The organism is Arthrobacter sp. SLBN-112 (genome assembly GCF_006715225.1).
GTDB lineage: Bacteria > Actinomycetota > Actinomycetes > Actinomycetales > Micrococcaceae > Arthrobacter.
In genome coordinates this window covers 1,285,855-1,299,364 of record NZ_VFMU01000001.1, presented here as the reverse complement: position 1 = coordinate 1,299,364, position 13,510 = coordinate 1,285,855, and the positions used below count along the sequence as shown (strand labels likewise).

General features: G+C 66.5%; 12 protein-coding genes. 4 read left to right on the top strand and 8 right to left on the bottom strand.

Annotated elements, in window-relative coordinates:
* Positions 1–5 precede the first annotated feature (5 nt).
* Positions 6–758, top strand: coding sequence for a DUF429 domain-containing protein (locus tag FBY33_RS06110; RefSeq protein ID WP_142029758.1), 753 nt, complete (start codon positions 6–8; stop codon positions 756–758).
* Here FBY33_RS06110 and FBY33_RS06105 read toward each other — a convergent pair.
* The gene (locus FBY33_RS06105) at positions 755–3,151 is read right to left on the bottom strand and encodes a phosphoketolase family protein (protein WP_442858345.1); all 2,397 of its coding nucleotides are present in this window, start codon (positions 3,149–3,151) and stop codon (positions 755–757) included. The genes FBY33_RS06110 and FBY33_RS06105 overlap by 4 nt on opposite strands.
* 234 nt (positions 3,152–3,385) lie before the next feature.
* Between FBY33_RS06105 and FBY33_RS06100 the strand changes: the two genes are divergently transcribed.
* Both FBY33_RS06100 and FBY33_RS06095 read left to right on the top strand, forming a co-directional pair.
* Positions 3,386–5,614, top strand: coding sequence for a catalase (locus FBY33_RS06100; protein WP_142029756.1), 2,229 nt, complete (start codon positions 3,386–3,388; stop codon positions 5,612–5,614).
* Between the two features lie 146 nt (positions 5,615–5,760).
* Positions 5,761–6,360 (top strand): hypothetical protein, encoded by a 600-nt coding sequence (locus FBY33_RS06095; protein ID WP_142029755.1) that lies wholly within the window; start codon positions 5,761–5,763, stop codon positions 6,358–6,360.
* 45 nt (positions 6,361–6,405) lie between these two features.
* On the opposite strand, the gene FBY33_RS06090 is transcribed toward FBY33_RS06095, so the two are convergent.
* The 4 genes from FBY33_RS06090 to serS form a co-directional block, all read right to left on the bottom strand.
* The gene (locus FBY33_RS06090) at positions 6,406–6,990 is read right to left on the bottom strand and encodes a histidine phosphatase family protein (protein WP_142029754.1); all 585 of its coding nucleotides are present in this window, start codon (positions 6,988–6,990) and stop codon (positions 6,406–6,408) included.
* A gap of 115 nt (positions 6,991–7,105) precedes the next feature.
* Positions 7,106–7,993: an HAD family hydrolase gene (locus FBY33_RS06085; RefSeq protein ID WP_142029753.1), complete on the bottom strand. Its 888-nt coding sequence runs from the start codon at positions 7,991–7,993 to the stop codon at positions 7,106–7,108.
* A 180-nt stretch (positions 7,994–8,173) separates the two neighbouring features.
* Positions 8,174–9,229 carry a type IV toxin-antitoxin system AbiEi family antitoxin domain-containing protein gene (locus tag FBY33_RS06080; protein ID WP_142029752.1) on the bottom strand — a complete coding sequence of 352 codons (1,056 nt, stop codon included), beginning with the start codon at positions 9,227–9,229 and terminating at the stop codon, positions 8,174–8,176.
* Between the two features lie 141 nt (positions 9,230–9,370).
* On the bottom strand, positions 9,371–10,651 hold the full coding sequence (gene serS, locus FBY33_RS06075) for a serine--tRNA ligase (RefSeq protein WP_142029751.1): 1,281 nt from the start codon (positions 10,649–10,651) through the stop codon (positions 9,371–9,373).
* Between the two features lie 88 nt (positions 10,652–10,739).
* Between serS and FBY33_RS06070 the strand changes: the two genes are divergently transcribed.
* Positions 10,740–11,822, top strand: a complete 1,083-nt coding sequence (locus FBY33_RS06070) for a diacylglycerol/lipid kinase family protein (RefSeq protein ID WP_142029750.1) — start codon at positions 10,740–10,742, stop codon at positions 11,820–11,822.
* A 38-nt stretch (positions 11,823–11,860) separates the two neighbouring features.
* On the opposite strand, the gene FBY33_RS06065 is transcribed toward FBY33_RS06070, so the two are convergent.
* The 3 genes from FBY33_RS06065 to FBY33_RS06055 all read right to left on the bottom strand — a co-directional run bounded on the left by FBY33_RS06065 (position 11,861) and on the right by FBY33_RS06055 (position 13,465).
* Complete coding sequence (locus FBY33_RS06065) at positions 11,861–12,064, bottom strand: hypothetical protein (RefSeq protein WP_056330619.1); 204 nt, start codon at positions 12,062–12,064, stop codon at positions 11,861–11,863.
* Positions 12,065–12,158: 94 nt separating this feature from the next.
* Positions 12,159–13,139, bottom strand: a complete 981-nt coding sequence (pheA, locus tag FBY33_RS06060) for a prephenate dehydratase (RefSeq protein ID WP_142029749.1) — start codon at positions 13,137–13,139, stop codon at positions 12,159–12,161.
* On the bottom strand, positions 13,139–13,465 hold the full coding sequence (locus FBY33_RS06055; protein ID WP_142029748.1) for a rhodanese-like domain-containing protein: 327 nt from the start codon (positions 13,463–13,465) through the stop codon (positions 13,139–13,141). Before FBY33_RS06055 ends, pheA begins: the two co-directional genes overlap by 1 nt.
* Positions 13,466–13,510 lie beyond the last annotated feature (45 nt).

The window sequence follows — 13,510 nt, the reverse complement described above, 5'->3', positions numbered from 1 at the left end:
AGGCCGTGAAAACGCTCGGCGTGGACCTGGCGGCAGCCACCAAGAAGACGGCTGCGGCGGTCATCGAATGGGGCCAAGGTTCCGCACAGCTGGTCCACCTCGCACTCGATGTAACTGACCAGGAGATCGTGGAGCTGTTCAGCGCCTGCGACATGACCGGCGTGGACTGTCCGGTGGGCTGGCCCGACGCCTTGATCCCGTTCCTCACCGGCCACCTGGACTCCGACGCCGGGCCAGTCCTCGAGTACGACGGGATCGCCGGCCGCAGGCTCCTTGCCTACCGCGACACCGACCGCTTCGTCACGCGCCAGACCGGGCTGATCCCGCTGAGCGTCTCCGCCGACCGGCTGGCCCACCCGGCCATGCGCTGCGCCGTGATCCAGGCCAAGATCGCTGCGCTGCACGGTCCGCAGCCCCGGGACGGCTCCGGCCGCCTGGCCGAGGTGTACCCGGCGGCCTCCCTGAAAATCTGGGGCCTCAACGGGCGCGGCTACAAGGGCAGGGGCGTCCCCGAAGCCGAGCGCCTTGGCCTCCTGCTGGCAGCCCTCGAAGAGCAGGCGCCATGGCTGGACCTGGCCGGACACCGGGACAGCCTGGCCGCTTCGGACGACCTGTTCGACGCCGTCATAGCCTCCCTCACCGCCCGGGCCGCCGCCCGCCGTCGTACGCTTTTGCCGGACGAGTCCCACGCCAAGGCGGCACGCAGCGAAGGCTGGATCCACCTCCCGTCCTGCACCCTGGACGGGCTCCCGGCCTAAGCGGCAGGGTTCCCCAGCTTCCAGTTCCGGATCTCCTCCGGGTCCTCGCCGTGGGTGCGCGTGTGCTCGCGGGCACGGTTGCGGCGGTCCTGCAGTTCCTGGCGCAGCAGCGAGTGCTTTTCCGCCAGACCGGGCACGCGGTCGATCGCGTCGATTGCCAGGGTAAAGCGGTCGATGCCGTTAAGCATGGCCATATCGAACGGCGTGGTGGTGGTCCCCTCCTCCTTGTATCCGTGCACATGCAGGCCCTGCTGGTTGGTGCGCCGGTAGGCAAGCCGATGGATCAGTGCGGGATAGCCGTGGTACGCAAAGATGACGGGCTTGTCCGGGGTGAAGATGCCGTCAAAGTCATGGGCGGGAAGGCCGTGCGGATGCTCGCTTTCGTCCTGCAGCCGCATCAGGTCCACCACGTTGACCACGCGGATTTTGAGGCCGGGCGCGCCCTCACGGAGCAGTTCGGCGGCCGCCACGGTCTCCACGGTGGGTACGTCACCCGCGCAGGCCAGCACGACGTCGGGCTCCTCGCCGGGCACCTCCGAGCCGGCGAACGTCCAGATCCCCAGGCCGCGGTGGCAATGGTTGGCGGCGTCGGCGGGACCGAGCCAGGTGGGCGAGGGCTGCTTGCCGCTGACCACGATGTTGACGTAATCCGTGGAGGCCAGGCAGTGTTCCATGACAGACAGCAGCGTGTTGGCATCCGGCGGCAGGTACACGCGGATGACCTCGGCCTTCTTGTTGACGGCGTGGTCGATGAAGCCGGGGTCCTGGTGCGAGAACCCGTTGTGGTCCTGCTGCCACACGTGCGAGGACAGCAGGTAGTTCAGCGAGGGAACCGGCTGGCGCCAGTGCAGCTTCCGGGAAACCTTCAGCCATTTCGCGTGCTGGTTGAACATGGAGTCGACAATGTGGACGAAGGCTTCATAACAGTTGAAGACCCCGTGCCGGCCGGTGAGGAGGTACCCCTCGAGCCAGCCCTGGCACAGGTGCTCGCTCAGCACCTCCAGGACGCGGCCGGAGCGCGCCAGGTGCTCATCGACGTCGTCAATCCGGTACTGCCACACCTTGTCGGTGACCTCGTAGACGTTCTGCAGCCGGTTGGACGCCGTCTCGTCCGGCCCGAACAGCCGGAAGTTCTCCATGTTCTGCGCGATCACGTCCCGCATCCAGGAACCGAGTGCGATCATGGGGCTGACCCGGTCGATGCCGGCGTTGGGGACCTCGACGGCGTGGTCCCGGTAGGCGGGCAGTTTCAGCGCGCGCCTCAGCAGTCCGCCGTTGGCATGCGGGGTGGCGCTCATGCGGAAATCGCCGGTAGGCGCTCCTTGCGCGACGTCGGGACGGAGCCGGCCGTCTCCGTCGAACAATTCCTCCGGCCGGTAGGACTGCAGCCACTCCTCCAGCTGTTTCAGGTGCTCACCGTTGGTCCGGACCTCGTTCAAGGGAACCTGGTGGGCCCGCCAGGTGCCTTCCACCTGCAGCCCGTCCACCGTGCGTGGCCCGGTCCAGCCTTTCGGCGAGCGCAGGACGATCAGGGGCCAGCGGTGCGCAGCGTCCTCGCCGGACTCTTCACCGGATGCATCCTTCCGGTGGGCGTCCTGGATGGCCCTGATGTCCGCCAGGCACTGGTCCAGGACCCCGGCAAAATCGCGGTGCGCCTTTTCGGTGTCGTCCGGATCGGCCACGGTGACGAAGTACGGCTCATGGCCATACCCGCGCAGCAGCTGCTCCAGCTGGTCCTGCGGCATCCGGGCCAGGACGGTGGGGTTGGCGATCTTGTAGCCGTTCAGGTGCAGGATGGGCAGGACGGCGCCGTCCACCGCCGGGTCCAGGAAGTTGTGGGAGTGCCAGCTGGCGGCCAGCGGACCGGTTTCGGCCTCCCCGTCGCCGATCACCACAGCCGTGACCAGCTGCGGGTTGTCGAACACCGAGCCGTAGGCGTGGGCCAGGGAGTACCCCAGCTCGCCGCCTTCGCTGATGGAGCCGGGGCTTTCCGGGGCCGCATGGCTGGGGATGCCGCCGGGGTAGGAGAACTGCCGGAACAGTTCGGCCAGGCCGGCCTCGTCGTTGCCCACATGGCCATAGATTTCGGAATACGTTCCTTCCAGCCAGGCATTGGCGACGACGGCGGGACCGCCATGGCCGGGACCGGCAACAAAGAGCATCTCCAGGGAGTCGCGGCGGATCACGCGGTTCAGGTGGGCGTAGACGAAGTTGAGTCCGGGCGTGGTGCCCCAATGCCCCAGCAGGCGGGACTTGGTGTCCTCAGCCTGCAGCGGTTCGCGCAGCAGCGGGTTGGACCGCAGGTAGATCTGTCCCACCGAGAGATAGTTCGCGGCCCGCCACCATTTGTCGACGAGGCGAAGTTCATCCTGTCCCAGCCCGTCCTGCCGCATGTCTTCCTGCCGCCGTTCATTCTGTCCAGCACTGCCGGGCATAACCATCCTCACGTCGGGTGTGCCGCTGCAGGCGGCCGTTCCCCCATCGCAACAGATGGAGGGGCAGGCAGGCAACCCCCGCCGTCGCGCATTCCCGCTCTTGCCGCATCGCTGCGGGCGGCATGTAGGGTAGTAAGTAAGCTTAGCTTCCGCTCGGCGGGGCTGGGAAAATCTACTGCGGGGAGACCAGATATGCCAGCCGAAGACGGCGTTGTGATTCCCGGGGTTCCGTCCAGTGAACCTCCGGCACGTGAAGAGCCCACCACCCCGCGCGAGCCGTTGCCGCCGAAACCGGACCAGCGCAGTCCTGAGGCGGTGTCCCCCACGGGAAGCCCCACCGGGGCCCCGGCCGGGGCACGCGCCCAGTCCGGCCAGTACCTGACCACAGCCCAGGGGCTCCGGCTGCAGGACACGGACCATTCCCTGAAGGCCGGCGCCCGCGGCCCCATCCTGCTGCAGGACCACCACCTGCGCGAAAAGATCACCCACTTTGACCACGAGCGGATCCCGGAGCGCGTTGTCCATGCCCGGGGCGCCGGAGCGCACGGTGTCTTCCGTTCCTACGGCAGCGCCTCGAAGGTCACGCGCGCCGGCTTCCTGGCCCCGGACGTTGAGACTCCGGTGTTCGTGCGGTTCTCCACCGTGCTCGGTTCCCGGGGATCCGCGGACGCCGTCAGGGACACCCGCGGGTTCTCCACCAAGTTCTACACCGATGAGGGCACCTACGACCTCGTGGGAAACAACATTCCCGTGTTCTTCATCCAGGACGGCATCAAGTTCCCGGACATTGTCCACGCGGCCAAGCCCCATCCAGACCGGGAAATTCCCCAGGCCCAAAGCGCCCACGACACCTTCTGGGACTTCGTGTCGCTGCACACGGAGGCGCAGGCCCACACCATGTGGAACATGTCCGACCGCGGCATCCCCCGGTCCTACCGGACCATGGAAGGCTTCGGCGTCCACACGTTCCGGCTCACCAACGCCACCGGCGACACCACTCTGGTGAAGTTCCACTGGAATCCCAAACAGGGTGTGCACTCCCTGGTCTGGGAAGAAGCCCAAATCATCAACGGCATGGACCCGGACTTCCACCGGCGCGATCTTGCCGACGCCATCGAGGCCGGCGCCTACCCTGAATGGGAGCTGGGCATCCAGACCTTTCCGGACACAGAAGACCAGATGTTCGAAGGCATCGACCTCCTGGACCCCACCAAGTTCGTGCCTGAGGAACTGGCGCCGGTGCAGCCGATCGGGCTCATGACCCTCAATGCCAACCCAACCAATTTCTTTGCCGAGACCGAGCAGGTGGCCTTCCACCCGGGGCACCTGGTGCCGGGAATCGATGTCACCAACGATCCCTTGCTGCAGGTCCGGCTGTTTTCCTACCTCGACACGCAGATCTCGCGCCTGGGCGGGCCCAACTTCGCCCAGATCCCGATCAACCGGCCGCACGCACCGGTCAACGACATGCTCCGCGACGGCATGCATCAAACGGCGGTCCATGCGGGGGTTGCCCCGTACCGGCCCAATTCCCTGGACGGCGGGTGCCCGTTCCTGGCTGGAGAAGACATGGGGGCTTTTGTGGACGTGCCACAGGCAGTCGCCGAAAGCGTGAAGGAACGGCGCAACCCGGCCTCCTTTGATGACCACTACAGCCAGGCCCGGTTGTTCTTCCGGAGCCTTAGCGCCGTGGAACAGGACCACGTGATCCAGGCGTACACGTTCGAACTCGGCAAATGCTTCGAGACGCCCGTCCGGGAACGCCAGCTCCAGGCCCTGGCCAACATTGACGCCCGGCTTTGCGCCGCCGTCGCTGCCGGCCTGGGAATGCCTGCGCCGGAGGCCACAGAGCAGGTGGCGGACCACGATCCCAGCCCGGCCGTGTCCCAGGTTGGCGAAACGTGGCCGGTTGCGGGCCGCCTGGTGGGCATCATCGCCGATTCGTCCAGCGACCTGTCCCAGGTGGCAGCCGCCCGCAAAGCGCTCGACGACGAGGGCATGGTCCCGTTGGTCATCGCGCCGGCGGGCGGCACGCTTTCCGCAGACGGGCTCTCGCTCACAGTGCAGCGCACGTTCCTCACGGCGCGGTCTACGGAGTTCGACGCGCTGCTCGTCGCCGGCGGACGGCAGCCCGCACCCGACGCCACCGCAGGGCGGGACGCAAAGGCCGGGGAACCGGGTGAAGGGGCGGACCCACGCGTCGCCCTGATGTTGTCTGAGGCTTACCGTCACGCCAAGGCTATTGGCTTCTGGGGTTCGGGTTCGGCTGTCCTGGACGCGGCAGGCATCCCGCAGGACGCGGCGGGCATTGCTGCAGGAGACTCGGCAGCTTCGGTGACCTCCGCCGTCTCCGGGCTGCTCGCCGCCCACCGCGCCTGGGAGCGTTTCCCGGCAACCGGGGCAGCTGGGCAGGAGAACTGACGCCCGGTCCCTATCCATTTGCCGGGTCATGGTTGAGGGTCCGCGTCCAGGTGACGCGGGCCCTCTCCCGTTTCAGGAATGGGGCAGCGCGGCCCTGCATTACCGGCCGTTTCGCAATTCCTACTTCCGGGTAGTGTGGATCCAGAATGTTCACATTGACCATTAACCAGACGGACAGCCGGCGCGACGGCGACCAGGTCCCGCAACTGCTCAAGGCACTGCGGCACATCCCTGCGCGCCTGGACTTTGACCGGTCTGTGGAGGACGAAGTCCAGGGAATCGTTGAGTGCCCGCACCAGGCCGTGGATGCTGCCCTGATCGCGCTGCGCAGCGGGCACTGGTACGTGGGAATCGGCGCGGGGCCGGTGAACGAGCCGTTGCCCAACCAGATCAAGGACGCCTCCGGCCACGGTTTGGTCTATGCCCGCCGGGCGGTGGACCGGCTCCGCAGCAGCAAGGAGCGGATCCCGCTTGCGGTGGAGGGGCCGCTGGCGGAGGTTGCTCATGATGCGGAGGCCGTCCTCCGGCTGCTGGGTCACATTGTGCGGGACCGCTCGGACGCGGAATGGCGGGTGCTGGACCTGCTGACCCCCGGCGTCCGGGGGCAGCAGAAGGCGGTGGCGCAGGAGCTGGGCATCACCACCCAGGCCGTCAGCAAGGCGGTGGCACGGGCGCAGTGGAACGAGGAACACGCTGCGCGGCCGGCAGCTGCCAGGCTGCTGGCGCTGATCCTGGCGGCCCGGTAGCCTGCGGTCCCCCGGCCTTCGGGTGGGGCTTGTTTGGCTGACCGCCTAGCTGCCGGTAGCCGCCATGACGGCTTCGCCGTTGAAGTACTCCAACTTCCAGCCGTCGATTGCGTGATGGTGTGCCAGGTTCAGCACAGCGTTGTCCACGCTGGACAGGGTCTGGCCGATGGCCCGGCTGAGGCTCACGCGCAGCAGGGTGCCGTGGGTGACCACCAGGAGCCGCCGGCCGCGGAACTCCTCCGCCAGCGCCTCCAGCGCGGCAAGGCCCCTGTCGGCGGCCTCTTCTTCGCTCTCCGCGCCTTCGAAACCGCCGGGAATACGCAGTGCGTCCAGCTCCGGGCCGGCCTGCATTCCTTCTGCCGGTCCGAAGCTGCGCTCCGTGAGTTCCGGGACGCGCCGGGACACTGACAGCCCCAGCCCCTCGGCAATCAGGTCCGCGGTTTCCGCGGCCCGGCTCAGGGGCGAGGAGACGATGGCGTCCCATTCGTACGGGGCAAGGACGGCGACGGCGTCCCTCGCCTGGCCGCGGCCGACGTCGTTCAGGGGGATGTCCGTTGCTCCCTGCAGCCGCCGCTCGGCATTCCAGTCGGTCTGGCCATGGCGGACGAGGGCAAACGTCGTAAGGGTCATGCCCCTATTCTGCCTTGGCTGACCGGTGGCCCTGAACTCCCGCTTGCTCCATCAGTAATGGTCGGCAAAACCGGGGTTTAGGTGCCATATCTGATGGAGCAACGCGCAGGGTTGTCTAGAGGAGGCTGCGCAGCACGTGGGCGGCGCCGTCGTCATGCACTGAGTGGGTGACCTCATCCGCCGCGGCGACCACCTCCGCCGGGGCCTGCCCCATGGCCACCCCGCGGCCGGCCCAGGTGAGCATCTCGATGTCATTCCGGCCATCGCCGACAGCAACGGTGAGGTGCTCTTCGAAACCAAGGCGCACGCGAATGTTTTCCAGGGCGCTGGCCTTGGTCACCCCTGCCGCAGCGATATCCAGCCACGCAGTCCACCCCACCGAGTACGTCACTCCCGCGAGTCCCACGTGGTTGATGGCCTCGGTGAACTCCTCCGGCGTGTTTTCGGTACTGAAGACCACCACGCGCACGGCGGTGGCTTCCAGCATGGTGTGGAAGTCCACACCCACGGCCTCGACGCCGAAGCTGGCATCCTGGAACCGCTCGGTGGAGAGGAAGTTGCCGTCGGCGTCCTCAAGGGCATACTTGGCGGAAGGGAGCCGCTCGCGCAGCGCACGCAGGGCGGGAGCGGGATCGAAGGTGGCCTTGTGGATCACCTCGTAGCCGTTTTCCAGTTCCGGGTGCAGCCGGAGGGTCACGCCGCCGTTGCAGCAGACGGCGTACCCGCGGTCCATTCCGATCTTTTCAATGATCGGAAGCGTGGCATTCAGGGAGCGGCCGGTGGCGATCATCACTTCGTGTCCGGCGGCCACCACGGCCTGCGCCGCCTCCCGCACGCCCGGGGACATGTGGCCGTCGTGGTTCACCAGGGTGCCGTCCACGTCCAGCGCGACCATGAACTTCCGGTCCACACCGGCGAAGCCCAGGGCGTTCTTGTTGTTGTCTCGGTTGTTGTCTCGCCGGTCATCGTTGCCGGCGACTGAGGTTTCAGTCAGCGTTGTCATCCACATAGTGAACCAGACCTAACTGACAGGCGCTAGGACGCGGGCCACAGGTTTATTGAACTGTTGGTTAACACGGCGGGTTCCCACATCCGGGGGTGCCTTGCGCCCCGTTGCCGCCGCGCGCCCCGGGGCAACTCACCACTCCGCGTCAGTCCTAACCTTGTTCGCGCATCCGCACCTTCACCGTTTGGACTCGCGAACAAGCCTCTGATTCAGGGGCCAAGGGGTCGTGCAACCCGGGCGAAGTCCGGCCTCAAGAAGCTTCTGGCGCAGGCGGCCAGGTTCCGTCAGGTCGGCCCACCGCCACCGGACGAAGCGGTGGCCCAGCGCGCGGATCCGGTCCTCGCGGAGCTTCTCCCGATATACGGCTTCCTCGGCGGTGCTCCCGCCACGCAAGGCGGCCTGCACGTACTTCCCCTTGCCGTCGAACTCACCCACTACACCTTGGGAAGGCCACCAGAAGTCACTCCGGCCAATGAAGCCGGCGCCGTCCCAGAAAACCTGCTGAAGGACGGGCTGCTCGAAACCAAGGAATTCAAAGACGGCCCGGCTGTAGGACTCCCCAACGGACTCCGGCAGTGGGCTGGCAAGGGCAGCCACCCGTTCCGCACGGCGGCGGGCAGCGGCAGACGGAAGGGCGGCTATGCCGGCGGCAACACCCGGCACGGACAGAAGGCTGTCACGCTGATCTCCGATGCCGTCAGTTAAGAGTCTGCGGGCGGCCCCGTCTGCGAGTACCAAAGCCTGGCTCAGCTCTGCAGAGCCCAGGACGTCCACGGTGGTCCGGATGAGCCCTGAACACAGGAACTCGCCGAAGCGCACAGCCTCGAACCCCGCAGTGAGGCGGTAGCGCAGCGGGTACGAACGCGTGCGGCGTACCTCCTGGGCGGTTCCGTCCCCGCCCAGTACTAACAGCGGTGACTTCCGGACGCCACTGCGCCCGCCAAGAGTCGTGGCGAGCTCTACGCACGGTGGCGTCCCCAGCGTGGGCAGGGCACTTGCCACCGCTGCCGTTTGCCCGCACAAAACTGCACCTTTGACCGATCTGGCGGCTGCCGTCGTCGTCCACGCGAAGCGCTGGGATGGCAGTGCATGCAGCCAGTCCCCTGTGGAAACGTAGAAGCCGCGCCGAATCCGTACCAGCTGCCCTGCCTTGAAGGCACGGTGCACGCCGTCGGTGCCGGCACCCGTACGGAGAATGGCAGCAGTATCAATCAGTCCGGGAGGAATGTCCATCCCAGCAGGATGCTGGACCCAGGCACCAGGGTCGCCAGTGCACTGCCTCTATGTGGATAAGCCCCAGCCCGACCTAAGCTTGTTCGCGGATCAGAGCCAAGAAGGTTCTGATCCGCGAACAGGCTTAGGACCGGCAGGAAACTAGAGGACCGGCAGGACTTCGAGGCCGCCCAGGTACTTTTGCAGCGCCTTGGGCACGTTGACCGAGCCGTCCGGGTTCTGGTGGTGCTCCAGCAGCGCCACGATCCAGCGGGTGGTGGCCAGGGTGCCGTTCAGGGTGGCCACAGCCCTGGTACCCTTGGCGACGCCCTCGGAGTTCACCACGCGCTCACGGATGTTCAGGCGGCGTGCCTGGAACGTGGTGCAGTTGGAGGTGGAAGTCAGCTCGCGGTAGGCGCCCTGGGTGGGAACCCAGGCTTCGCAGTCGTACTTGCGGGCCGCGGAGGTGCCAAGGTCACCGGCAGCGGTATCGATCACCCGGTACGGCAGCTCGCACTTGGCCAGCATCTCCTCTTCCCAGGCCAGCAGGCGCTGGTGCTCGGCGGCAGCCTCTTCCACAGTGGTGTAGATGAACATCTCCACCTTGTTGAACTGGTGGACGCGGATGATGCCGCGGGTGTCCTTGCCGTGCGAACCGGCCTCACGGCGGTAGCAGGAGCTCTGGCCGGCGTACCGGACCGGACCGTTGGAGAAGTCCAGGATTTCGTCCGCGTGGTACCCGGCAAGCGCCACCTCGGAGGTGCCCACAAGGTAAAGGTCGTCCTCGGCGAGACGGTAGATCTCGGCGTCGTGCTTTACATCGAAGCCGGTGCCCTGCATGGTCTCCGGGCGCACCAGCGTGGGGGTGATCATCGGGACGAAGCCGGCTTCGATTGCCTGGTCCATGGCCATCTGCAGCAGCGCCATCTCGAGGCGTGCCCCGACGCCACGGAGGAAGTAGAAACGGGCACCGGAAACCTTGGCGCCGCGTTCCATGTCGATCGCGCCGATCAGCTCACCGATCTCCAGGTGGTCGCGGGGCTCGAAGTCCGGGAATTCGCGCGGGGCGCCAACGGTCTTGACCACCACGTAGTCATCCTCGCCGCCCTCGGGAACGCCGTCCTCGATGAGGTTGGGGATGGTGCGCAGGAGCTCTTCCTGCTTGGTCTGCGCCGCATCGGCCTCTGCAGACGCGGCCTTGACGGAGTTGGCCAGCTCTTTGACCTCTGCCAGCAGGGCCTGCTTCTCCTCACCCTTGGCCTGCGCCACCTTCTTGCCGAACACGTTCTGCTCGGCGCGGAGGTTTTCGAAGCGGATCAGGGCAGCACGGCGGGCGGAATCCGCGGAGATGATCGCGTCCACCACTGATTCGTCCGCGCCACGGGCACGCTGGCTGGCACGGTATTTATCCGGGTTTTCGCTGAGGTCTTTTACGTCGATCACCAGACAAGGGTATCCAATACCGCGCGCGACGGCGGGCGGCGGGCTCCGTGCACCCGCCCGCCATGCGCCGGGCTACTGTTGAACCACCATGAGCGACTGGATTCTCTACCTGCTGATTGCGGTGGCGCTTGCCTTCGCCATCTCCAGCTGGTGGGGGGTACGGCGCCTCAAAGCCCTGCATGTGCGCAGCGCCATGGCAGGGGAAGCCTACGACTCGGGGCTGACCCGGCAGCGGGTGGCCGTGGTCCTCAACCCGATCAAGGCACGGGCCGGGGAAGCGAAGGCAATCATCCAGCGCGCCTGCCTGGCAGCCGGCTGGGAGGAGCCCGTCTTTTTCGAGACGACGGCGGAGGATCCCGGCTTTTCCCAAATGCAGGCCGCCCTGGCCGGCAAGCCTGACGTCGTCCTTGTGGGCGGCGGCGACGGCACGGTCCGCGTGGTGGCGGAGGCCCTGGCGCACACAGACGTTGCCATAGGTTTGATTCCGTTGGGCACGGGCAATCTGCTGGCGCGGAACGTGGACCTGGATGTGAACGACCTTCACGGCAACGTCCAGACAGCCCTGTTTGGACGTCAGCGGTACATCGACACCGCACGGATGGCCATCGAGAACTCCCGGACCGGCCACTATTCGGAGCATGTCTTCCTGGTGATCGCCGGAATCGGCATGGATGCGGAGGTCCTGGCCGACACCAACGCCGGGCTGAAGAGAGCGGTGGGCTGGCTTGCGTACACGGAGGCGGGCGTGCGCCATCTTCCGGGCCGGCGCAAGAAGGTTTCCATTGCGTTGGACGGCAGCCCGGAGCAGATAAGGAACATCCGCAGCGTGCTTTTCGCCAACTGCGGCCTTGTTCCCGGTGGCATCGACTTCATCCCGCAGGCCATGATTGACGACGGCATGCTCGATGTGGTGGTGATGAGCCCCCGCAGCGCACTGGGCTGGCTGCTGATGTACGTGAAAATCATGTTCAAGCACAGCGGCAAACTGCCCATTATGACCGTCTACCGGTCAGGCAGGGTGGTCATCAAGTGCCCCGAACCCATGCCCACGCAGCTCGACGGCGACACATCGGGTGAGGCTACGCAGCTCACCGTCCAGGTTTTGCCGCGGTCACTCCTGGTCCGGGTCAGGCGAGAGGTCCACGGCAGCAGCGCCAAAGCAGTGCGCTGATAAGGCTGTGGGGCAACAAAGCGGTGAGTGCGGCGTGGTCAGGCGCTGGCTTGTTTCTTTGCGTCAGCGGCGGCCTTGGCAGCAGCGTGGGCTTCAGACTGCTCGCGGATCATCGCCTGCTCCTCTTCGAAGCGCAGGCGGTCGGCACGGTCCGCGTCATCCCCGTCCCAGTCCTGGTTGTCGGCCGTCGGCTTGGGGTTGACGATCATCCCCTGGCCGTCGTTGTCAGTGCTGCTGGTCATGACCCTCTCCTTTCGTCAGGGGCCATACCCCGTGTGGATCAAGCAAGCATACGCATTGTCCACACCCCGCGGAAGTACTTCGAAAGGCATTTGCCTACGCTGTGGGCGAAGCTCCGGAACCGCTTTCACCTGCGAAAGATTCCGCGGCAAGGATGGACTCAACCCACGATTGGGCGGCCGCGAATGCTGCATCCGAGGTGTGCGCCGGCACCGGCGTCTCCTGCTTGTCAGCCCTGGCATATGAGCCCAGGAAGCGGGTTCCCGGGCTGATGCGGTGCAGGCCCGCCAATGCGTCGGCCACCCTCGCTTCACCGGCGTGGCCGTCGGCGTCGATGCTGAAGAAGTAGTGGCCCAGGTACTGCCCGGTGGGCCGGGATTCGATCCGGCTGAGGTTGACCCCGCGGCTGGCGAACTGGTCCAGGATCTCCATCAGGGCCCCTGGACGGTCCTCCGGAAGCGGGACAACCACGGTGGTTTTGTCCGCACCTGTGCGGAGCGGAAGGGCGGCGGGCCGGCTGACCAGGATGAAGCGGGTCACCGCACCCGGGTTGTCTCCGATGTCCTCCGCCAGCACCGACAGCCCCGCATGCGTACTGGGCACCAGTGGCGCGCAGATGGCTGCGTCGTAATGGCAGTCCTCCTCCAGCAGCCCCAGGGCCGCAGCAGCGGTTGACGAGCCGGGAACGTATTCTGCATGTGGCATGTTCTGGTCCATCCACAACCTGCACTGGGCCCAGGCGTGGCCGTGCGTGGACACCCGCCGGACGTCCTCAACCCGCATCCCGGGCCGGGCCACCAGGACAAAGCTGATGGGAACCAGGACCTCGCGGATGATCCGCAGTTCCTGGCCCGTGGCAATGGCGTCCAGGGTGGCAGTGACACCACCCTCCACCGAGTTCTCGATGGGGACCATTGCCGCATCGGCCGCCCCGTCACGTACTTTCCCAAGGGCAGCGTTGACGTTGGGTGCCGGGATCCTGGCTGCCTGAAGGGCGCCAGGCACCTGCAGGAGGGCAGCCTCCGTAAAGGTACCTTCCGGCCCCAGGAAGGTGTAGGTGCGGGAAGTACCGGGCACTAAAGCACCAACGGCTTTAGTCCGTTGTCCGAGACCAAAGGCTTGCCGGCTTCCAGCCACTGATCCATCCCGCCGGAGACGTTGATGGCGGTATACCCCTGGCCAGTGAGCCATTGGGCAGCGCGGAAGGACCGCCCGCCTGTGCGGCAGATGACGTAGATGTCCTCGTCCGGATCGAGCTCGTCCAGCCGTGCCGGGATCTGGTCCATGGGGATGTGGAGTGCGCCGTCAGCATGTCCGGCCACCCACTCGTAGTCCTCCCGGACATCCAGGATCACCGCATCAGCGGGAATATCATGCACGGGGACGGTATCGAAGTCACTCATCGGAGTCCTGTCTCGGCGGGATCAGAGTCAGGTTTAAGCCTAGCC

Bases quoted from the DNA above. Each gene is read 5' to 3' on its own strand.
- FBY33_RS06105 (WP_442858345.1), bottom strand. From the start codon at position 3,151: ATGCGGCAGGACGGGCTGGGACAGGATGAACTTCGCCTCGTCGACAAA.
- FBY33_RS06100 (WP_142029756.1), top strand. From the start codon at position 3,386: ATGCCAGCCGAAGACGGCGTTGTGATTCCCGGGGTTCCGTCCAGTGAA.
- FBY33_RS06095 (WP_142029755.1), top strand. From the start codon at position 5,761: ATGTTCACATTGACCATTAACCAGACGGACAGCCGGCGCGACGGCGAC.
- FBY33_RS06090 (WP_142029754.1), bottom strand. From the start codon at position 6,990: ATGACCCTTACGACGTTTGCCCTCGTCCGCCATGGCCAGACCGACTGG.
- FBY33_RS06085 (WP_142029753.1), bottom strand. From the start codon at position 7,993: ATGACAACGCTGACTGAAACCTCAGTCGCCGGCAACGATGACCGGCGA.
- FBY33_RS06080 (WP_142029752.1), bottom strand. From the start codon at position 9,229: ATGGACATTCCTCCCGGACTGATTGATACTGCTGCCATTCTCCGTACG.
- FBY33_RS06070 (WP_142029750.1), top strand. From the start codon at position 10,740: ATGAGCGACTGGATTCTCTACCTGCTGATTGCGGTGGCGCTTGCCTTC.
- FBY33_RS06065 (WP_056330619.1), bottom strand. From the start codon at position 12,064: ATGACCAGCAGCACTGACAACGACGGCCAGGGGATGATCGTCAACCCC.
- FBY33_RS06055 (WP_142029748.1), bottom strand. From the start codon at position 13,465: ATGAGTGACTTCGATACCGTCCCCGTGCATGATATTCCCGCTGATGCG.